The 18,204-nt window shown below is 54.1% G+C and carries 22 protein-coding genes; 11 read left to right on the top strand and 11 right to left on the bottom strand.

Annotation, left to right across the window (positions count from 1 at the left end; genetic code table 11):
- Positions 1–43: 43 nt before the first annotated feature.
- The 6 genes from ibaG to mlaF form a co-directional block, all read right to left on the bottom strand.
- Positions 44–298: a BolA family iron metabolism protein IbaG gene (ibaG, locus tag AAIR21_RS06500; protein WP_008501458.1), complete on the bottom strand. Its 255-nt coding sequence runs from the start codon at positions 296–298 to the stop codon at positions 44–46.
- A 126-nt stretch (positions 299–424) separates the two neighbouring features.
- Positions 425–718 carry a lipid asymmetry maintenance protein MlaB gene (mlaB, locus tag AAIR21_RS06495; protein ID WP_014171806.1) on the bottom strand — a complete coding sequence of 98 codons (294 nt, stop codon included), beginning with the start codon at positions 716–718 and terminating at the stop codon, positions 425–427.
- On the bottom strand, positions 718–1,353 hold the full coding sequence (gene mlaC, locus AAIR21_RS06490) for a phospholipid-binding protein MlaC (protein WP_014171807.1): 636 nt from the start codon (positions 1,351–1,353) through the stop codon (positions 718–720). Before mlaC ends, mlaB begins: the two co-directional genes overlap by 1 nt.
- 18 nt (positions 1,354–1,371) lie before the next feature.
- A complete protein-coding gene (gene mlaD / locus AAIR21_RS06485; protein ID WP_025202923.1) occupies positions 1,372–1,920 on the bottom strand; it encodes an outer membrane lipid asymmetry maintenance protein MlaD in 549 nt (182 codons plus the stop codon).
- Positions 1,921–1,924: 4 nt separating this feature from the next.
- Complete coding sequence (gene mlaE / locus AAIR21_RS06480; protein ID WP_010436044.1) at positions 1,925–2,707, bottom strand: lipid asymmetry maintenance ABC transporter permease subunit MlaE; 783 nt, start codon at positions 2,705–2,707, stop codon at positions 1,925–1,927.
- A 7-nt stretch (positions 2,708–2,714) separates the two neighbouring features.
- Positions 2,715–3,527: a phospholipid ABC transporter ATP-binding protein MlaF gene (gene mlaF, locus AAIR21_RS06475; protein WP_020883529.1), complete on the bottom strand. Its 813-nt coding sequence runs from the start codon at positions 3,525–3,527 to the stop codon at positions 2,715–2,717.
- Positions 3,528–3,758: 231 nt separating this feature from the next.
- On the opposite strand from mlaF, the gene AAIR21_RS06470 reads away from it, so the two are divergent.
- The 11 genes from AAIR21_RS06470 (at position 3,759) to npr (ending at position 11,678) form a co-directional block, all read left to right on the top strand.
- Complete coding sequence (locus AAIR21_RS06470) at positions 3,759–4,736, top strand: calcium/sodium antiporter (protein WP_020883528.1); 978 nt, start codon at positions 3,759–3,761, stop codon at positions 4,734–4,736.
- Positions 4,737–4,749: 13 nt separating this feature from the next.
- The gene (gene kdsD, locus AAIR21_RS06465) at positions 4,750–5,736 is read left to right on the top strand and encodes an arabinose-5-phosphate isomerase KdsD (RefSeq protein WP_020883527.1); all 987 of its coding nucleotides are present in this window, start codon (positions 4,750–4,752) and stop codon (positions 5,734–5,736) included.
- 14 nt (positions 5,737–5,750) lie between these two features.
- Positions 5,751–6,317 (top strand): 3-deoxy-manno-octulosonate-8-phosphatase KdsC, encoded by a 567-nt coding sequence (kdsC, locus tag AAIR21_RS06460; protein ID WP_014171813.1) that lies wholly within the window; start codon positions 5,751–5,753, stop codon positions 6,315–6,317.
- Positions 6,314–6,889 (top strand): LPS export ABC transporter periplasmic protein LptC, encoded by a 576-nt coding sequence (gene lptC, locus AAIR21_RS06455; RefSeq protein ID WP_014171814.1) that lies wholly within the window; start codon positions 6,314–6,316, stop codon positions 6,887–6,889. The genes kdsC and lptC overlap by 4 nt, the downstream gene beginning before the upstream one ends.
- Positions 6,858–7,412, top strand: a complete 555-nt coding sequence (gene lptA, locus AAIR21_RS06450; protein ID WP_020883526.1) for a lipopolysaccharide ABC transporter substrate-binding protein LptA — start codon at positions 6,858–6,860, stop codon at positions 7,410–7,412. The genes lptC and lptA overlap by 32 nt, the downstream gene beginning before the upstream one ends.
- Before the next feature lie 6 nt (positions 7,413–7,418).
- The gene (gene lptB, locus AAIR21_RS06445; protein ID WP_014171816.1) at positions 7,419–8,144 is read left to right on the top strand and encodes an LPS export ABC transporter ATP-binding protein; all 726 of its coding nucleotides are present in this window, start codon (positions 7,419–7,421) and stop codon (positions 8,142–8,144) included.
- 47 nt (positions 8,145–8,191) lie between these two features.
- Positions 8,192–9,625, top strand: a complete 1,434-nt coding sequence (rpoN, locus tag AAIR21_RS06440; RefSeq protein ID WP_014171817.1) for an RNA polymerase factor sigma-54 — start codon at positions 8,192–8,194, stop codon at positions 9,623–9,625.
- 22 nt (positions 9,626–9,647) lie between these two features.
- Positions 9,648–9,935 (top strand): ribosome hibernation promoting factor, encoded by a 288-nt coding sequence (gene hpf, locus AAIR21_RS06435; protein WP_014171818.1) that lies wholly within the window; start codon positions 9,648–9,650, stop codon positions 9,933–9,935.
- 82 nt (positions 9,936–10,017) lie between these two features.
- Positions 10,018–10,509, top strand: coding sequence for a PTS IIA-like nitrogen regulatory protein PtsN (ptsN, locus tag AAIR21_RS06430; protein WP_014171819.1), 492 nt, complete (start codon positions 10,018–10,020; stop codon positions 10,507–10,509).
- Between the two features lie 45 nt (positions 10,510–10,554).
- Positions 10,555–11,409 carry an RNase adapter RapZ gene (rapZ, locus tag AAIR21_RS06425; RefSeq protein WP_014171820.1) on the top strand — a complete coding sequence of 285 codons (855 nt, stop codon included), beginning with the start codon at positions 10,555–10,557 and terminating at the stop codon, positions 11,407–11,409.
- On the top strand, positions 11,406–11,678 hold the full coding sequence (npr, locus tag AAIR21_RS06420) for a PTS phosphocarrier protein NPr (protein ID WP_003861872.1): 273 nt from the start codon (positions 11,406–11,408) through the stop codon (positions 11,676–11,678). Before rapZ ends, npr begins: the two co-directional genes overlap by 4 nt.
- Positions 11,679–11,716: 38 nt before the next feature.
- Here npr and mtgA read toward each other — a convergent pair whose 3' ends face one another.
- The 5 genes from mtgA to lptF form a co-directional block, all read right to left on the bottom strand.
- The gene (gene mtgA, locus AAIR21_RS06415) at positions 11,717–12,442 is read right to left on the bottom strand and encodes a monofunctional biosynthetic peptidoglycan transglycosylase (RefSeq protein ID WP_044857272.1); all 726 of its coding nucleotides are present in this window, start codon (positions 12,440–12,442) and stop codon (positions 11,717–11,719) included.
- Positions 12,439–13,092, bottom strand: coding sequence for an isoprenoid biosynthesis glyoxalase ElbB (gene elbB / locus AAIR21_RS06410; protein WP_032670144.1), 654 nt, complete (start codon positions 13,090–13,092; stop codon positions 12,439–12,441). The genes mtgA and elbB overlap by 4 nt, the downstream gene beginning before the upstream one ends.
- A gap of 230 nt (positions 13,093–13,322) precedes the next feature.
- The gene (gene arcB, locus AAIR21_RS06405; protein WP_032679053.1) at positions 13,323–15,656 is read right to left on the bottom strand and encodes an aerobic respiration two-component sensor histidine kinase ArcB; all 2,334 of its coding nucleotides are present in this window, start codon (positions 15,654–15,656) and stop codon (positions 13,323–13,325) included.
- Positions 15,657–15,791: 135 nt separating this feature from the next.
- Entirely contained in the window at positions 15,792–16,874 is a 1,083-nt protein-coding gene (gene lptG, locus AAIR21_RS06400; protein WP_020883523.1) for an LPS export ABC transporter permease LptG, read from the bottom strand.
- Positions 16,874–17,974 (bottom strand): LPS export ABC transporter permease LptF, encoded by a 1,101-nt coding sequence (lptF, locus tag AAIR21_RS06395; protein WP_014171825.1) that lies wholly within the window; start codon positions 17,972–17,974, stop codon positions 16,874–16,876. Before lptF ends, lptG begins: the two co-directional genes overlap by 1 nt.
- Between the last annotated feature and the right edge of the window lie 230 nt (positions 17,975–18,204).

The following is an 18,204-nucleotide window of genomic DNA, read 5'->3' as shown; positions in this document are numbered from 1 at the left end:
TCTCTTATAAATTCAACCGTGCTGCGGGCGTGTCGCCCACAACTCAAAAACCGTTTAGTTTGCGATCGCGTGCCCACTCTTGAGGGGTGAACGCTTTAATCGACAGGGCATGGATGCGGTTATCCGCAATGTATTCCATCAGCGGCGCATATACAGCCTGCTGTTTCTTCACACGGCTCATACCGTCGAACATCTCACCCACAGCAATAACCTGGAAGTGACTGCCATCGCCAGTGACGTGGGCTTCCTGAAGGGAGAGTGCATTCATCAGCACTGTCTGGATTTCATGATTTTCCATGGGTTCTTAATCATCTGATAGTGAAAACAAGCCCAACATCTTAGAGCAAAGTGGCGTCGTCTTAAACAAGCAAAAAGCCCCGACGATGAATCTGTCAGGGCTTTCAGAAGTAACGCACTGAAAATATTAACGAGGCAGTACGTCCTGAGGGAGATTATAGAGCTGGGCCAGGGTGACCACATTATCGCTCGCCGCGTGCAGCGTAACGCTTGTCCCCTGCTTTTTCCCCACGGCAACAAGATGGGCCAGCAGCGCGACGCCTGCCGTGTCCACCCGTGAAATGCCGCTCAGATCGATAACCGTCACGCCCTGCATCGCTTCAAAACGTTTGTCCCAGAGCGGGTTCAGCAGATCCTGGTCGAGTTCACCCGTCAGCTTCAACGTCTCACCCTCACGCGACCAGCTCAGTTGATCCGACATTACTTCTTCTCGTCCAGAGAGATTTTCTGACGCGAGATAGACTGCAGCTGTGCGGTCAGGCCATCAATGCCTTTGGTGCGCAGCAGGTCACTCCACTCGTTCTGTTTAGTGGTGATCATGCTCACCCCTTCCGCAATCATGTCATAGGCCTGCCAGTGACCGGTCTGGCTGTTTTTACGCCACTGGAAGTCCAGGCGTACTGGCGGACGGCCATTAGGATCGATAATCGTGACGCGGATAGGAATGATAGTCGCGTCGCCCAGCGGCTGCTCTGGCGCAATCTGATAGGTCTGACCGTGATACATCGCCAGTGCCTGACCGTAAGCCTGTTTCAGGTATTCACGGAACGCGGCAAAATAGGCGTCGCGCTGCGCCGGGGTCGCGTCTTTGTAATAACGGCCCAGAACCAGCGCACCCGCATATTTGATCTGCACGTACGGCAGCAGCTCTTGATCAACCACGTCGCGCAGATAATCAGGATTGGAACGAATTTTCGGCTGTTCGTTTTTAAGCCGGTCGAAGGTCTTCTTCGCAGCCTCATCCATCAGTTTGTACGGGTTACTCTGATCCGCAGCATGCGCCGCGGTGAGAGGGGCAATGACCAGCATGGCAACCATTAACAGTCGTTTAAACATGAATGACTTCTCCTGAAATTAATTCGTCGTGCCTGGTGTCGGTGCGACACTGGCAGGATCTTCGCTCTGCGCAGGGGCAGCGTCGGACTTCTTATCATCTCCTTTACTGTTATAAAGGAACTGACCAATCATATCCTCCAGTACCATCGCGGACTTCGTATCCTGGATTACGCTACCGTCTTTAAGGATAGTCGTTCCCAGCTCCGGGTCTTCAAAACCGACGTTAAGCGCCAGATATTGCTCACCCAGGAGGCCGGACGTGCGGATAGAAAGCGAGCTGGTGTCCGGGATATGGTTATAACGCTCTTCAATATCCATCGACACGCGCGGCAGATAGGTTTTCTCATCAAGCGTAATGTCAGAGACGCGCCCGATGACCACCCCGCCTATACGTACCGGCGAGCGCGCCTTCAGCCCGCCGATGTTATCAAAGGTCGCATAAATGCGATAAGTCGGCTCGGTGCGCACAGACGTGATATCCGCCGCTCTCAGGCAGATAAACAGCGCGGCCAGCAACGCCAGTAACAGGAACACACCGACCCAAATTTCATTTTTTCTCGTTTGCATGAACTCAATTCCCAAACATCAGTGCGGTGAGCACAAAATCCAGACCCAGTACGGCCAGCGACGAATGTACGACAGTACGTGTAGTTGCACGGCTGATGCCCGCCGAAGTCGGGATCGCATCATAGCCATTGAACAAGGCGATCCAGGTGACCGTAATGGCAAATACCACGCTTTTAATCAGACAGTTAACCAGATCCATTCGCAGATCGATGGCATCCTGCATGGCCGACCAGAAGAAGCCTGCATCGATGCCCTTCCAGTGAACGCCAACCAGCGAGCCGCCCCAGATACCCACGGCGACAAAGAGAATTGTCAGGAGCGGTAAGGAAATCACCCCCGCCCAGAAGCGTGGCGAGATCACACGACGCAGCGGGTCGACCGCCATCATCTCCATGCTGGAAAGCTGCTCGGTCGCACGCATCAGGCCAATTTCAGCGGTCAATGCTGACCCTGCACGCCCGGCGAACAACAGCGCCGCCACCACCGGCCCCAGTTCACGCAGCAGCGACAGCGCCACCAGCATGCCGAGGCTGGTTTCGGCGCTGTAGGTCGTCAGAACGAGGTAGCCCTGCAGCCCCAGCACCATGCCGATAAACAGACCGGAGACAATGATGATGAGCATCGACAGCACGCCGACATTATAGAGCTGCCGCACCAGTAGCGGTGCATGCTTACGAAATTCCGGCTTGCCGACCAGCGCGTTGAACAACATCAATCCGGCACGCCCGAACGTCCTGATGGTTTTTATGCCACGGTGTCCAAGAGCGGCCAATGCATTTAACAGCATCAGTGGCTTAACTCCCTATTCCCAGTAAATCGTCACGATAGTCGCCCGCCGGGTAGCGGAACGGCACAGGCCCATCCGCAATGCCGTCGAGGAACTGCCGTACACGCGGATCGCAGTTTTCCTGCAACGCCTGAGCGCTGCCATGCGCGACGATCCTTTTGTCTGCCACAATGTAGGCATAGTCGGCGATGCTCAACACTTCCGGTACATCGTGAGAAACCACAATGCAGGTTACGCCGAGCGCGCTGTTCAGTTCAGAGATGAGCTTCACCAGCACGCCCATCGTGATAGGGTCCTGCCCGACGAACGGTTCGTCGAACATGATTAAATCGGGTTCTAAGGCGATGGCGCGTGCCAGCGCGGCGCGGCGTGCCATACCGCCGGACAGCTCTGAGGGCATCAGTTTTGCAGCCCCTCGCAGCCCCACGGCTTCAAGCTTCATCATCACCGTACTTTTCAGCAGCTCTGGCGGCAGACTGGTGTGTTCGCGCAGCGGATAAGCCACGTTATCAAAGACGTTCATGTCAGTGAACAACGCTCCCGACTGGAAAAGCATACTCATGCGTTTACGAACAGTATACAGGCGCGATCGTGACATCTCGGGGATGTTTTCGCCGTCAAAGAGGATTTCACCGCTATCGGGTGGGATCTGGCCACCAATAAGGCGCAGCAGGGTCGTTTTACCGATCCCGGACGGCCCCATGATGGCAGTGATCTTGCCACGCGGTACGGTCAACGAAATATCATCGAATATCAATCTGTTGGCGCGAGAAAAACTCACACCCCGGACATCAACTAAATTCGCCATAGTTTGGCTCATTTATGGTTCCTTTCTTACCCTGCTCACGTTAAGCATGCAGACTGAATCAGCCCTAAACTCAGCATTTTTACAGAATATTAGCCGTTGAGGTTAGCGAAAGCTGGCATTTGTTTTACTTTTCCGGCGCATAAAGTCAAAATTAGGAATTCGTTACGCCTCAGACTGTATACAGTCCTGCCATTCCATTCCTGCGCGATGGACCGACGAGTATACCTGAAGAAAGGACTTTTGATGCTTTTAGCAACAGCACTGTTAATAATTGGTTTACTTTTGGTGGTCTACAGTGCTGACCGTTTGGTATTTGCTGCATCTATCCTGTGCCGCCTGACTGGCGTACCGCCTGTCGTCATCGGGATGACCGTGGTCAGCGTCGGAACCTCGCTTCCTGAAATCATCGTCTCTGTCACGGCATCACTGCATGGTCAGTTAGACCTTGCCGTCGGCACCGCGATTGGTTCCAACATCGTCAATATCTTGCTGATCCTTGGCCTGGCGGCCCTGCTCCATCCATTTCGCGTGCATTCTGATGTTCTGCGCCGTGAATTGCCGCTAATGTTAATCGTAAGCCTGCTGGCAGGGTGCGTATTTTATGATGGCGTACTGAGCTACGGTGACGGCATTTTCTTGCTGGCGCTGGCCGTTATCTGGCTATTGTATAGTGTTAAAATCGCCCGTCTGGCAGAAAAACAGGGCCAGGACAGCCTGACGCGAGAACAGGTCGCCGAACTCCCGCGTGAAGGCACGCTGCCTGTGGCGCTGCTGTGGCTCGGCGTCGCGCTGATCATCATGCCGATGGCCACGCGCATGGTCGTCGATAACGCCACGGTGCTGGCGAACTATTTCGCCATGAGTGAGCTCACCATTGGCCTGACGGTCATTGCCATTGGCACCAGTCTGCCAGAACTTGCCACCGCTATCGCAGGGGCACGTAAAGGTGAAGATGACATTGCCATAGGCAATATTATCGGTTCAAACATTTTTAATATCGCCATCGTGATGGGCCTGCCGGCCCTGATAACGCCCGGGCCTTTTAACCCCCTGGCATTCTCACGCGATTACGGGGTGATGTTGCTGGTCAGCGTCATTTTTGCCCTGCTCTGCTGGCGGCGGCAACGACAGATCGGCAAAGGCGCAGGGGCGCTGCTGACGGGTGGATTTATCGTATGGATGGCGATGCTGTACTGGCTTTCGCCTCTTCTCTCTGGGTAAACGGAAACGCATTATGTCGCAAATAGAATTGCAGCCGGGTTTTGACTTTCAGAAAGCAGGCAAAGAGGTTCTGGAGATTGAACGTGAAGGTCTGGCGCAGTTAGATCAGTACATTAATCAGGATTTTAGTCTGGCATGTGAGAAGATGTTCTACTGTGCCGGTAAAGTCGTGGTGATGGGCATGGGCAAGTCCGGTCACATTGGGCGCAAAATGGCGGCAACGTTTGCCAGCACCGGAACCTCTTCCTTCTTTGTACACCCGGGGGAAGCCGCGCACGGCGATCTGGGCATGGTAACGCCGCAGGATATCGTCATCGCGCTATCGAACTCCGGTGAGTCTAATGAGATCCTGGCGCTGATCCCCGTGCTGAAGCGGCTGCGGGTTCCGCTTATTTGCATGACCAGCCGCCCGGAAAGTAGCATGGCGCGCGCGGCGGATATTCACCTGTGCGTGAAAGTGCCTAAAGAAGCCTGCCCGCTGGGTCTTGCTCCAACGTCCAGCACGACCGCTGCGCTGGTCATGGGCGATGCGCTTGCCGTTGCGTTGCTGGAAGCCCGCGGTTTTACCCCGGAAGATTTCGCGCTTTCCCACCCAGGTGGCGCGCTCGGGCGTAAGCTTCTGCTTCGGGTTAACGATATTATGCACACTGGCGATGAGATCCCTCACGTCAGTAAAGAGGCCTCCCTGCGCGATGCGCTGCTGGAGATCACCCGCAAGAATCTGGGTATGACGGTTGTGTGCGACGACCTGATGAAGATCCAGGGGATCTTCACCGATGGCGACCTGCGCCGCGTGTTCGACATGGGTGTTGATGTTCGCACGCTGGGCATCGCTGATGTGATGACGTCCGGCGGTATCCGTGTTCGTCCGGGTACGCTGGCGGTGGATGTGCTGAACCTGATGCAGTCCCGTCATATCACCTCAGTGATGGTTGCCGATGGCGACCAGTTGCTGGGTGTGGTACATATGCATGATCTGCTGCGCGCAGGCGTAGTGTAATGAAGGATAAGACAATGAGTAATGCGGGTGCATCCCTTGCAACCTGTTATGGTCCGGTCAGTACCCATATGATGGCAAAGGCGGAAAACATTCGCCTGCTCATCCTGGATGTGGATGGGGTACTCTCTGATGGCCTGATTTACATGGGCAATAATGGTGAAGAGCTGAAAGCGTTTAACGTTCGCGATGGCTACGGTATTCGTTGTGCGCTCACATCAGGCATCGACGTTGCCATCATCACCGGTCGGAAAGCTAAACTGGTAGAAGACCGTTGTGAAACGTTAGGCATTACCCATCTGTATCAGGGTCAGTCCGATAAGATGGCGGCGTTCAACGATTTACTGGGTAAACTGGCTGTCGCGCCGGAAAACGTGGCCTATGTCGGGGACGATCTGATTGACTGGCCGGTGATGGCTGAAGTCGGTCTGAGTATCGCCGTGGCCGATGCGCATCCGCTGCTGATCCCGCGTGCTGACTATGTCACCCATATTAACGGTGGCCGTGGTGCCGTACGTGAAGTCTGCGATCTGCTTTTGCTGGCGCAGGGTAAGCTTGATGAGGCCAAAGGGCAATCGATATGAGTAAAACCAGACGTTGGGTTATCATTCTGCTTTCGCTTGTCGCACTGGTATTGATTGGCGTGAACCTTGCCGATCGCGACGATACGCAGACGGAAGTGGTCAATACGAGCGAGCCAACCTATAAAAGCGATCACAGTGACACCGTGGTCTACAGCCCGGAAGGTGCGCTGAACTATCGCCTGATTGCCCAGCATGTTGAATATTTTTCAGATGACGGTATTTCATGGTTTACCCAGCCTGTCATGACCACGTTTGATAAAGACAAAGTGCCGACGTGGTCGATTAAATCTGACCGGGCAAAACTGACGAATGACCGTATGCTTTATCTGTATGGCCACGTTGAAGTCAACGCCCTGACCGCTGACTCACAACTGCGCAAAATCACGACGGATAATGCACAGATCAATCTCGTGACCCAGGACGTGACGTCGCAGGATCTGGTCACACTGTATGGCACAACATTTAATTCCAGCGGTTTAAGAATGCGCGGGAACTTACGCAGCAAAAACGCCGAGCTGATTGAAAAGGTTAGAACCTCCTATGAAATTCAAAACAAACAAACTCAGCCTTAAAGTAATTATCGCCAGTGCGATGCTGGCGACCAGTCTTCCCGCGCTTGCTGTAACGGGCGATACTGACCAGCCTATCCATATCGAGTCCGACACGCAGTCGCTTGATATGCAAGGCAATGTCGTTACCTTTACCGGTAACGTCGTCATGACCCAGGGCACCATCAAAATCAACGCCGACAAAGTGGTCGTTACCCGTCCCGGTGGCGAGCAAGGCAAAGAGATCATTGATGGCTATGGCAACCCGGCAACCTTCTACCAGATGCAGGATAACGGCAAACCCGTGAAAGGTCGCGCCACGCATATGCACTATGAGCTGGCGAAGGACCTGGTCATCCTGACCGGTAACGCTTATCTGGAACAGCTGGACAGCAACATCACCGGCGACCAGATCACCTATCTGGTGAAAGAGCAAAAAATGCAGGCCTCCAGCGAGAAAGGCAAACGCGTAACCACCGTGCTGGTTCCGTCGCAGCTGCAGGACAAAGGTAAGGGTCAGGCCCCGGCACAGAAGAAGAGTAACTAATTCGTTATGGCAACATTAACTGCAAAAAATCTCGCGAAGGCCTATAAGGGCCGCCGTGTCGTAGAAGATGTCAGTCTGACCGTCAACTCCGGCGAAATTGTAGGCCTGCTTGGCCCTAACGGTGCGGGCAAAACCACAACTTTCTACATGGTCGTTGGCATTGTGTCGCGCGATGCGGGCAACATCGTCATTGATGATGAAGATATCAGTCTTCTGCCGCTGCATGCGCGTGCGCGTCGCGGTATCGGCTATCTGCCGCAGGAAGCCTCCATTTTCCGCCGCCTGAGCGTCTTTGATAACCTGATGGCCGTCCTGCAAATTCGTGACGATCTGACCAGTGAACAGCGTCAGGACCGGGCTAACGAGCTGATGGAAGAGTTCCATATCGAACATCTGCGCGACAGCCTCGGTCAGGCGCTGTCCGGCGGTGAACGCCGTCGCGTTGAGATTGCGCGTGCGCTGGCTGCAAACCCGAAATTTATCCTTCTGGATGAACCGTTTGCAGGCGTTGACCCCATCTCCGTTATCGACATTAAACGTATCATTGAGCATCTGCGCGACAGCGGGCTTGGCGTACTGATCACTGACCATAACGTCCGTGAAACGCTGGCCGTGTGCGAACGCGCATACATCGTGAGCCAGGGCAATCTGATCGCCCACGGTACGCCGCAGCAGATCCTCGAAGATGATCATGTTAAGCGTGTCTACCTTGGGGAAGACTTCAGACTCTGATAGGGTAGAGGTAATGTAACGCCGAACCGGAGAAAAATGCTCTGAACATGAAGCAAGGTTTGCAATTACGGCTCAGCCAACAACTGGCGATGACGCCGCAGCTACAGCAGGCGATTCGCCTGTTGCAACTGTCCACCTTAGAACTCCAGCAGGAGCTCCAGCAAGCGCTGGATAGCAATCCGTTGCTGGAGCAAGCCGATCTTCATGAAGAGGTAGATACCCAGCAGTCGCAGGATACTGAAGCACTCGACACCGCCGATGCGCTCGAACAAAAAGAGATGCCGGACGAGCTTCCGCTGGATGCCAGCTGGGATGAAATCTACACCGCCGGAACCCCTTCCGGTACGCGTGCAGACTACCAGGACGATGAGCTACCGGTTTATCAGGGTGAAACTACCCAGTCACTGCAGGATTACCTGATGTGGCAGGTGGAACTTACCCCCTTCTCCGATACCGACCGCGCGATCGCGACATCCATTGTCGATGCCGTGGATGACACCGGTTATCTGACCGTCACGCTGGACGAAATTCTGGAAAGCATGGGTGACGAAGAGATTGAACTCGAGGAGATAGAAGCCGTTCTGAAGCGCATTCAGCGTTTCGATCCGGTTGGGGTGGCCGCAAAAGATCTGCGCGACTGCCTGCTTATCCAACTTTCTCAGTTCAGCAAAGAGACGCCATGGCTTGATGAAGCCCGCTTGATCATCAGCGACCATCTGGATCTTCTGGCCAATCACGATTTCCGCAGCCTGATGCGCGTCACGCGCCTGAAAGAAGAGGTGCTGAAAGAGGCGGTCAATCTGATTCAGTCCCTCGATCCGCGCCCCGGTCAGTCCATTCAGACCAGCGAACCCGAGTACGTCATCCCGGATGTGCTGGTCAGAAAACACAATGACCGCTGGGTCGTTGAACTGAACTCAGATAGCATCCCTCGCCTGCAAATCAACCAGCAGTATGCCTCCATGTGCACCAGCGTGCGTAACGACTCCGATAATCAATACATTCGTAGCAATTTGCAGGAAGCGCGATGGTTGATCAAAAGTCTGGAGAGCCGAAATGATACGCTGCTCCGCGTAAGCCGCTGTATTGTCGAACAGCAGCAGGCGTTCTTTGAGCAGGGCGAAGAGTATATGAAACCGATGGTGCTGGCGGATATCGCCCAGGCCGTCGAGATGCATGAATCAACCATTTCCCGCGTGACCACGCAGAAGTATCTGCACAGCCCACGCGGTATTTTTGAGCTTAAGTATTTCTTCTCCAGCCATGTGAATACCGAGGGCGGCGGTGAAGCGTCGTCGACGGCCATTCGCGCCCTGGTGAAGAAGTTGATCGCCGCGGAGAACCCCGCGAAGCCACTGAGCGACAGTAAGTTAACCACCATACTGTCCGACCAGGGTATTATGGTGGCACGCCGAACTGTTGCGAAGTATCGAGAGTCTTTATCCATTCCGCCGTCTAACCAGCGTAAACAGCTGGTCTGACACAACCGATAAGGAAGACACTATGCAGCTCAATATCACAGGACATAACGTCGAGATTACTGAGGCTTTACGTGATTTTGTGAATGCTAAATTCGCGAAGCTCGAGCAGTATTTCGAAAGGATCAACCAGGTCTATGTTGTATTGAAAGTGGAGAAAGTGACTCATATCTCGGATGCGACCCTGCATGTCAACGGGGGTGAGCTCCATGCCAGTGCGGAAGGGCAAGACATGTACGCTGCTATCGACGGCTTGATTGATAAGCTTGCACGACAGCTCAATAAACATAAAGACAAACTGAAACAACACTAATTGTCCGGGCAGTTAACGGGTGCAGGAAGGCCTGTTGTGAAACACAACAGGCCGTTTGTACAGTTAGCGCTTAGGTGAAATTATGATGAACAACGATTCCGCTCTTCAACTGAGCAATGTCCTTAACCAGGAATGTACGCGCAGTGCTGTTCACTGCCAGAGCAAAAAACGTGCGCTGGAGATCATCAGTGAACTGGCCGCAAAACAGCTGGGCCTGCCGCCGCAGGTCGTGTTCGAAGCGATCCTGACCCGTGAAAAAATGGGCAGTACCGGCATCGGCAACGGCATCGCGATCCCGCACGGCAAACTGGAAGAGGACACCCTGCGTGCCGTCGGTGTGTTTGTGCAGCTGGAGACGCCTATCGCCTTCGATGCCATCGATAATCAGCCCGTCGATCTCCTCTTCGCGCTGCTGGTGCCTGCCGACCAGACGAAAACCCATTTGCATACGCTTTCGCTGGTCGCAAAACGCCTGGCCGATAAAACCATTTGCCGTCGACTGCGCGCAGCCCAAAGTGATGAAGAGCTATATCAAATTATCACTGAAGCAGAAGGCAATCAGGATGATGCATAACCAGGAGATGGCCTTCACATCTGTTGTCCTGAGGAGAAACGGAACATGGTGCTGATGATTGTCAGTGGCCGTTCAGGGTCCGGGAAATCCGTGGCCCTGCGCGCGCTGGAAGACATGGGGTTTTACTGCGTAGATAACCTGCCGGTCGTTCTGTTGCCCGACCTGGCACGCACGCTTGCGGAGAGGCAAATCTCTGCCGCCGTCAGTATCGACGTTCGTAACATGCCTGAATCGCCAGAAATTTTTGAACAGGCAATGAGCAACCTGCCTGATTCATTCTCGCCTCAGCTGCTGTTCCTCGATGCAGACCGCAATACTCTGATCCGTCGCTACAGCGATACCCGTCGTTTGCACCCGCTTTCCAGCAAGAACCTCTCGCTGGAAAGTGCTATCGACGAAGAGAGCGATCTGCTGGAACCGCTGCGTTCCCGTGCTGACCTGATTGTCGATACATCCGAAATGTCCGTGCATGAGCTGGCGGAAATGCTGCGTACCCGTTTACTGGGCAAACGCGAGCGTGAGCTGACGATGGTGTTCGAGTCATTCGGCTTTAAGCACGGTATTCCTATCGATGCGGATTATGTTTTCGACGTGCGCTTCCTGCCGAACCCGCACTGGGATCCGAAGCTGCGTCCAATGACCGGTCTCGATAAGCCCGTCGCGGCCTTCCTCGACAGACACACAGAAGTTCACAATTTTATCTACCAGACGCGAAGCTACCTTGAGCTATGGTTACCTATGCTGGAGACAAACAATCGTAGCTACCTGACCGTAGCGATTGGCTGTACCGGCGGTAAACATCGTTCGGTCTATATCGCCGAACAGCTGGCCGACTATTTCCGCTCACGTGGGAAGAACGTTCAGTCCCGTCATCGCACGCTGGAAAAACGTAAAACATGACCGTAAAACAAACCGTTGAGATCACCAATAAGCTGGGCATGCATGCACGTCCGGCGATGAAACTGTTTGAGCTGATGCAGGGTTTCGATGCAGAAGTTCTGCTGCGTAACGATGAAGGTACCGAGGCGGAAGCGAACAGCGTAATTGCGCTACTGATGCTGGACTCCGCCAAAGGCCGCCAGATTGAAGTAGAAGCTACCGGTCCACAGGAAGAGGAAGCGCTGGCGGCGGTGATTGCGCTGTTTAACGCCGGGTTTGACGAAGACTAACGCCTCTTTCATGGCGGGTAGCGCTACGCTTACCCGCCTTACATCAATTTATTTCTCGCCATAAACCCTTCTCCTCCCAGCTGCCGCATCTGGCGCATGATCCACGCCTGTCGGTTTCGCACATAGCCTGAGGGGGCATCAGCCTTAAAGCGAATTGGGTTAGGCAAGACCGCGGCCAACAGCGCAGCTTCAGAGAGGCTCAGCCGGCTGGCAGGTTTATTGAAATATCGCTTCGACGCGGCTTCGACACCAAACACGCCATCACCAAACTCGGCAATGTTCAGATAGACCGTCAGAATACGTTTCTTGCTCCAGACCGTTTCCATCCCCAGCGTCAATCCGGCTTCCAGCCCTTTTCGCACCCAGCTGCGGCCATCCCACAAAAACAGGTTTTTGGCCGTCTGTTGTGACAGCGTCGATGCGCCGCGCACGCGGTTTTCATGGCGTTCATTATGGGCGAGCGCTTTCTCGATTGCCGCCACGTCAAACCCCCAGTGCTCCGGGAATTTCTGATCCTCCGCCGCTATCACCGCCAGCCCCATCCACGGGGAGATTTCATCTGTGCTCACCCAGTCAGAGTGGGCAACATAGCTGAAGTCACCGGTGAACCACGCGCTCAGCTGACGCTCAACCATCACGGCAGAAAACGGAACCGGCAGAATGCTGAATAATGCCAGTCCGCCGCCCCAGAACACCGCCAGCACCAGCACGGCACGCCAAAGAATACGTTTTACCCAGGCGCCTGCGGCGAATTGACGCCTCATTCAGTCAGCACCAGCACTCTGGCCACCAGCTTTTCAATGCCTGAAGCGGCTTCCGCGATAGTCTGCGCCAGCATATACGCAGGTGTGGTGACGATTTTATTGTCTTCATCCACCACAATGTCATCCACCGGACAAGGGATGTGCTCGCCTCCCATCTCCTCGATGATTTCCGCTGTATCAATATCGGTCCCGATGGTCAGGCGCAGCGGGAAATCAAAAATTGTCGGAAGCATGGCCGGAGCGATACAGATAAAGCCCTGCGGTTTACCCGCCGCATGCATGGCCTGTGATAATGCTTTTAAATGCGGATCAACCTGACACCCGGCGCCTTGCGTGGCAAACGTGCTGAGGTTTTTAGCCGCCCCAAACCCGCCCGGCACAATTAACGCATCAAGCTCTGCCGCGTCCGCCTGAATCAGAGGATGAATTTCGCCACGCGCAATACGCGCGGCTTCAATCAGGACGTTACGGGTTTCCGCCATCGGCTCCCCGGTCAGATGATTAATGACATCAGCCTGATTTTTGTCTGGCGCGAAGCAAATGACTTCAGCCCCCTCTCTTGCCAGGGCCAGCAATGTGATGACGGCTTCGTGTATCTCAGAACCATCGTAAACGCCACATCCGCTCAGTACGACACCAATCTTTTTCATCATGACGATCCTTCTCTGCAACTCGCTGAAGCACATAATTAATTTTGATTAAAACGCTATGCTTCACACATTTCACTGATTCCTGTAACAAACCATTTAAGATTTGCTATCTTATTTGCGTGCGGCCTAAATTTTCAGGCGGCGTCCATACGAAAACAACACAAAAAACAGGCGCAGCCACAATTTCCCTGGTGTTGGCGCAGTATTCGCGCACCCCGGTTAAGCCGGGGTCATTTTTTTCTGGCGTCCACCCAGGCTTTAAGCACCGCCACATCGTTCTGCCACTCTTGTTTCATCTCTTCAACCCAATCACCTACGTTATCTTCCCAGGCAGGTAAATCAGGTGACTGAATCTGTTGTCCCAGCTGTTGCAGGTGACGTAAGCCGACCGAGCCGGCCGCACCTTTGATTTTATGCCCTTCTTCCACAATGCCTTTCTGATCCCGCGCTGTCAGATTTGACTCCAGCACGCTCAGATAGCCCGGCATCATTTTTTCAAATACCGCCAGACCGTCGGTAATCAGTTTTGGACCAACCAGATCGATGTACTGCTCCAGCATCGCGGTATCGAGTATCGTTTGGGCTTTCGCACTATCCACAGACGTCATGGTGTTCTCCTCTTCATCATGGGTATCCCAGAACTTCTTGATCATGGCGGTCAGGGCAGGCACCGCCAGCGGCTTGCTAAGTACATCATCCATACCGGCATCGAGGTACTCTTTTTTATCTTTCAGCACGTTCGCCGTCAACGCCACCAGCGGCGGCAGTTCGTCGGCAGCGTACTGGCTCGTCAGTTCACGGGAAATATCCAGCCCGGTCATGTCCGGCAACTGAATATCCAGCAGAACGAGATCATATTCACCCGGCTTAAACATCTCCAGCGCGGCTTTACCGGTCATCGCCACATCCACGCTGTTGCCCAGTTTTTCCAGGACAGAGCGTGCGACAATTACGTTAAGCTCAATATCTTCCACCAGCAGGACATGCAGCGCAGGCAGCGGCATATCGTCGTTTTCGAAGGTATCTTCCACCTCTTCCGCCACCGCCGGCGCGTGCACCGTCAGCGTGAAGGTTGAGCCTTTGCCCGGATGGCTGGCGACGGTAATATCACCGCCCATGCTCTTCGCAAGGCGTTTAGACACCGCCAGACCAATTCCTGTGCCGGTAGCGGGCTTGCCGCCGTTGCTGTCCTTCACCTGATAGTACATCGCAAAGATTTTGTCCTGCTCTTCCTGCGGAATCCCAATGCCGGAGTCTTCCACCTCAAAGTGCAGCATGTCGCCCTGGTCATAGCGAATACGTACCGAGACCTGCCCCTTCTGGGTAAATTTGACCGCATTGCTGATAAGGTTCCACAGGATCTGGCGCAGACGCGTGCCGTCGGTAACCACCTTGTGCGGCAGCGGCAGCGTGGGATCCATGACAAAGCTCAGCCCCTTCTGCTGCGCCTGCAAACCCGACAGGTTTTCCAGATCGGCAAGGAAACCGGTGAAATCAACCGGCTGGTTATCAAGCTGCACTTTGCGGCGTTCCATCTTATCCATATCGATAATATCGTTGAAGATATTCCCCAGCGTGACCGCTGAGACATGGATGGTTTTGAGGTATTTTTCCTGTTCTGCGGTGAGATCGGTGTCCAGCAGAATGCGGCTCAGGCCGACAATTCCGTTAAGCGGCGTACGCAGTTCATGGCTGATGGTGGAGATGAAGGTGGTTTTATCGCGGCTGGCACGTTCAAGGGCATCCTGATAGCGCTTACGTTCGGTGATATCACGGCCAAACCCCATCAGACCGTGGCGTTTCCCCACGCGGTCGTAGTACGGCACCTTACGGATCTCAAAGCAGGCTTTGCGCCCGTCGGGGTAATCCAGCCACTGTTCATAGGTCAGTGAGACGTTATGACGGAACACTTTTTCGTCCGTCTCCATCACTTTGGCGGCCGCCTCTTCGGAGTATACGTCCTGCGGCTTCAGGTGAATCAGCTGCTTCTCGCTCTTCCCGGTCAGCAGTTCCATCGCCCGGTTACAGCCGGAAAACTCTTTATCTTCATTACGGTAGAAAACCAGATCCGGCGATGCATCTAGGAACGAGCGCAGGAAAGAGGATTGCTGCTCAAGCTGGATCTGCGTCACCTCGCGCTCTTTCATTTCGATTTTCAGCTGCTCCAGCGTCGCCTGGCGCTCAGCCTCCGCCTTCTCACGATCCGAAATCTCCTGGTTCAGTTGGGCGATATTATCCTTTAGCTGAACGTTGAGCTTCAGATCGCGATCGCGCATCTCTTCCAGTTTATCGACCAGTTTTGACAGGCGCTGACGGGACTCCTCCAGTTGTTCAACCACCACGGAGAGGAAATAGACCGCCCAGGGTGTAATCAGCAAGCCAAAGAAGATAGAGCGGATCACGTCGATACTCTCGACCTGACCGTGCAGAACCATGGTTACGGCCATCTGCACGACAATGGCCAGAACGACCAGCGCCAGTGCCAGCAGCATGGAGAAACGCACCAGCCCAAGCTTCATCATCAGATCGACGTAGTACTGGGCCAGCATTCGAATTTGCTTCATAGAGGATCCCTTCACGACTTTATCGCTCAATAATACTCAAATTCGCGGCGGGGCGTTGAAGGTTGTGAGAAAAAGTGCGGGGTGAAACAGGAGATTAGCCTCGCTTCCGGTTCTCCGGAAGCGAGGAGAGGTCTGTCAGGAGCGTTTCAGCATCAGCCAGAGGCTGATCAGGAAGAAGCTGGCGCTCGGCAGCAGCGCGCCGATAACAGGCGGAATGCCATAAACCAGCGTCAGCGGGCCGAAGATCTGATCGAGAACGTAGAATACAAAGCCGAAGCTGATCCCGGTCACCACGCGCACGCCCATCGGCACGCTACGCAATGGGCCAAAGATAAACGACAGGGCCATCAGCATCATCACCGCCACGGACAACGGCTGGAAGATTTTGCTCCACATGTTGAGCTGATAACGTCCGGCGTCCTGTCCGCTCGACTTCAGGTATTTCACGTAGTTGTGCAAACCACTGATGGAGAGAGCGTCAGGATCCAGCGCCACCACGCCGAGTTTGTCCGGCGTGAGTTTGGTTTTCCACATGCCCGACACCGTCTGAGAGCCGGAGATCTGTTTTGGATCGGTCAGGTCTGACTCATCCACCTGCGACAACCGCCACTGCTTATGCTCGGCGTCAAACTTGGCCGAAGAGGCGTGACGCACGGAGAGCAAACGACGATCGTCATTGAAGGTGTAAATACTCACGCCTCCCAGTTCGTCATCGCCCTTCACACGTTCGATATAGACGAAGCTGTCACCATCTTTTGCCCACAACCCTTGCTGCGTTGAGAGCAATGAGCCACCGTACATCGCCTGCGCACGATAGTTACGCGCCATCTGCTCACCCTGCGGTGCCACCCACTCGCCAATTGCCATGGTCAACAGCACCAGCGGGATCGCGGTTTTCATCACCGACAGCGCAACCTGCATACGGGTGAAGCCCGAAGCCTGCATAACAACCAGTTCACTGCGCTGTGCCAGCATCCCTAAGCCCAACAGCGCACCCAGCAGGGCTGCCATCGGGAAGAAGATCTGCACATCTTTTGGCACGCTGAGCAGGGTATACATGCCCGCACCCAGCGCGTCATAGCTCCCCTGCCCGGCTTTTTTCAACTGATCGACAAATTTGATAATGCCGGAGAGCGACACCAGCATGAACAACGTCATCATGATGGTGGAAAAAATAGTTTTACCGATATAGCGGTCAAGAACGCCAAACGCCTGCATTAGAGGGCTCCTTTACGCGAGAAGCGGGCACGAATGCGGCGCACAGGCACCGTATCCCACAGGTTGAGTCCCACCGCCAGCAGCAGATACAGACCATTGACCACCCAGGTCCAGACGAACGGGTCAATTTTACCCTTACCACCGTTAGACTTAATTGAGGTCTGCAACAGGAAGAACACCAGGTACAGCAGCATGGCTGGCAACATTGACAGCACGCGTCCCTGACGTGGGTTAACCACACTCAGCGGAACGACCATCAGAGCCATCATAAATACGGCGAATACTAGCGTGATACGCCAGTGCAGTTCGGCACGCGCACGGTTGTTGTCCGTATTGAACAGGGTACGCATATCCATTTGCTCGGTATCACTTGGATCGAGCGCCACGGTCTGGTGACCAATAATGGCCTGGTAGTTCTGGAAATCGGTGATGCGGAAATCGCGCAGCATCGCAGTGCCTTCGAAGCGCGTGCCTTTATTCAGCGTCACTACCTGAGAGCCATCTTTACGCTGTGACAGTTGACCCGAATCGGCCACCACGACGGAAGGACGGGCATTCCCTTTGGTGCGGAGCTGCGCAAGGAACACATCGTTAAAGCGGCTGCCATCCACGCTTTCGATAAAGAGAACAGAATTCCCGTCAGTCGCCTGCTGGAACTGGCCCTGCGCCAGTGCGGCCATACCCGGGTTTGCTTTTGCTTCTGCCAGCACTTCATCCTGGTGACGGGAAGACGTTGGGCCCGCCCACATCACATTCACCGCCGCAACAATACCTGTGAAAAGCGCCAGAACCATAGCGGCTTTCACCAGTACGGCTTTACTCAAGCCGCAGGCGTGCATCACGGTGATTTCACTCTCGGTATAAAGCTTGCCGAGCGTCATGAGCAGACCGAGGAAAAGACTTAGCGGCAGGATAAGCTGCGCCATTTCCGGGATCCCTAAACCAAGCAGGGAAAGCACCAGATTCGTAGGAATTTCGCCGTCAACGGCCGCACCGAGGATCCTGACCAGCTTCTGACAGAAAAAAATCAGCAGCAGGATGAAGAGGATCGCCAGCTGGCTTTTGAGCGTCTCCCGCACCAGATATCTTATGATTATCACTTTAAATACGCCCGTAAAAACCCGTCTCTTTGCTGGAAAATCGCTTGTTTCATGGCTTAAACGTCATTTATTCTCTTGAGTCGTCGAAATCATCGCTAAGATTAAAACATCCGGCGGATTCACGCTTCAGGACTTTTTCTGACGTGTCGAAACCGTAGTAACGTAAGATTAACACGAAGTCACCACAACAGCGGACATGAGTTACGAAAGGTTTCAATTCTATCTGTAGC

The organism is Enterobacter sp. PTB (assembly GCF_051130085.1).
In the GTDB taxonomy this organism is placed as follows: domain Bacteria; phylum Pseudomonadota; class Gammaproteobacteria; order Enterobacterales; family Enterobacteriaceae; genus Enterobacter; species Enterobacter ludwigii.
This window is presented reverse-complemented; position numbering and strand designations above follow the sequence as displayed.

What these genes read in the sequence shown, in the direction of transcription:
- ibaG (WP_008501458.1), bottom strand. Translation starts at nt 298, where the DNA reads ATGGAAAATCATGAAATCCAGACAGTGCTGATGAATGCACTCTCCCTT.
- mlaB (WP_014171806.1), bottom strand. Translation starts at nt 718, where the DNA reads ATGTCGGATCAACTGAGCTGGTCGCGTGAGGGTGAGACGTTGAAGCTG.
- mlaC (WP_014171807.1), bottom strand. Translation starts at nt 1,353, where the DNA reads ATGTTTAAACGACTGTTAATGGTTGCCATGCTGGTCATTGCCCCTCTC.
- mlaD (WP_025202923.1), bottom strand. Translation starts at nt 1,920, where the DNA reads ATGCAAACGAGAAAAAATGAAATTTGGGTCGGTGTGTTCCTGTTACTG.
- mlaE (WP_010436044.1), bottom strand. Translation starts at nt 2,707, where the DNA reads ATGCTGTTAAATGCATTGGCCGCTCTTGGACACCGTGGCATAAAAACC.
- mlaF (WP_020883529.1), bottom strand. Translation starts at nt 3,527, where the DNA reads ATGAGCCAAACTATGGCGAATTTAGTTGATGTCCGGGGTGTGAGTTTT.
- AAIR21_RS06470 (WP_020883528.1), top strand. Translation starts at nt 3,759, where the DNA reads ATGCTTTTAGCAACAGCACTGTTAATAATTGGTTTACTTTTGGTGGTC.
- kdsD (WP_020883527.1), top strand. Translation starts at nt 4,750, where the DNA reads ATGTCGCAAATAGAATTGCAGCCGGGTTTTGACTTTCAGAAAGCAGGC.
- kdsC (WP_014171813.1), top strand. Translation starts at nt 5,751, where the DNA reads ATGAGTAATGCGGGTGCATCCCTTGCAACCTGTTATGGTCCGGTCAGT.
- lptC (WP_014171814.1), top strand. Translation starts at nt 6,314, where the DNA reads ATGAGTAAAACCAGACGTTGGGTTATCATTCTGCTTTCGCTTGTCGCA.
- lptA (WP_020883526.1), top strand. Translation starts at nt 6,858, where the DNA reads ATGAAATTCAAAACAAACAAACTCAGCCTTAAAGTAATTATCGCCAGT.
- lptB (WP_014171816.1), top strand. Translation starts at nt 7,419, where the DNA reads ATGGCAACATTAACTGCAAAAAATCTCGCGAAGGCCTATAAGGGCCGC.
- rpoN (WP_014171817.1), top strand. Translation starts at nt 8,192, where the DNA reads ATGAAGCAAGGTTTGCAATTACGGCTCAGCCAACAACTGGCGATGACG.
- hpf (WP_014171818.1), top strand. Translation starts at nt 9,648, where the DNA reads ATGCAGCTCAATATCACAGGACATAACGTCGAGATTACTGAGGCTTTA.
- ptsN (WP_014171819.1), top strand. Translation starts at nt 10,018, where the DNA reads ATGATGAACAACGATTCCGCTCTTCAACTGAGCAATGTCCTTAACCAG.
- rapZ (WP_014171820.1), top strand. Translation starts at nt 10,555, where the DNA reads ATGGTGCTGATGATTGTCAGTGGCCGTTCAGGGTCCGGGAAATCCGTG.
- npr (WP_003861872.1), top strand. Translation starts at nt 11,406, where the DNA reads ATGACCGTAAAACAAACCGTTGAGATCACCAATAAGCTGGGCATGCAT.
- mtgA (WP_044857272.1), bottom strand. Translation starts at nt 12,442, where the DNA reads ATGAGGCGTCAATTCGCCGCAGGCGCCTGGGTAAAACGTATTCTTTGG.
- elbB (WP_032670144.1), bottom strand. Translation starts at nt 13,092, where the DNA reads ATGAAAAAGATTGGTGTCGTACTGAGCGGATGTGGCGTTTACGATGGT.
- arcB (WP_032679053.1), bottom strand. Translation starts at nt 15,656, where the DNA reads ATGAAGCAAATTCGAATGCTGGCCCAGTACTACGTCGATCTGATGATG.
- lptG (WP_020883523.1), bottom strand. Translation starts at nt 16,874, where the DNA reads ATGCAGGCGTTTGGCGTTCTTGACCGCTATATCGGTAAAACTATTTTT.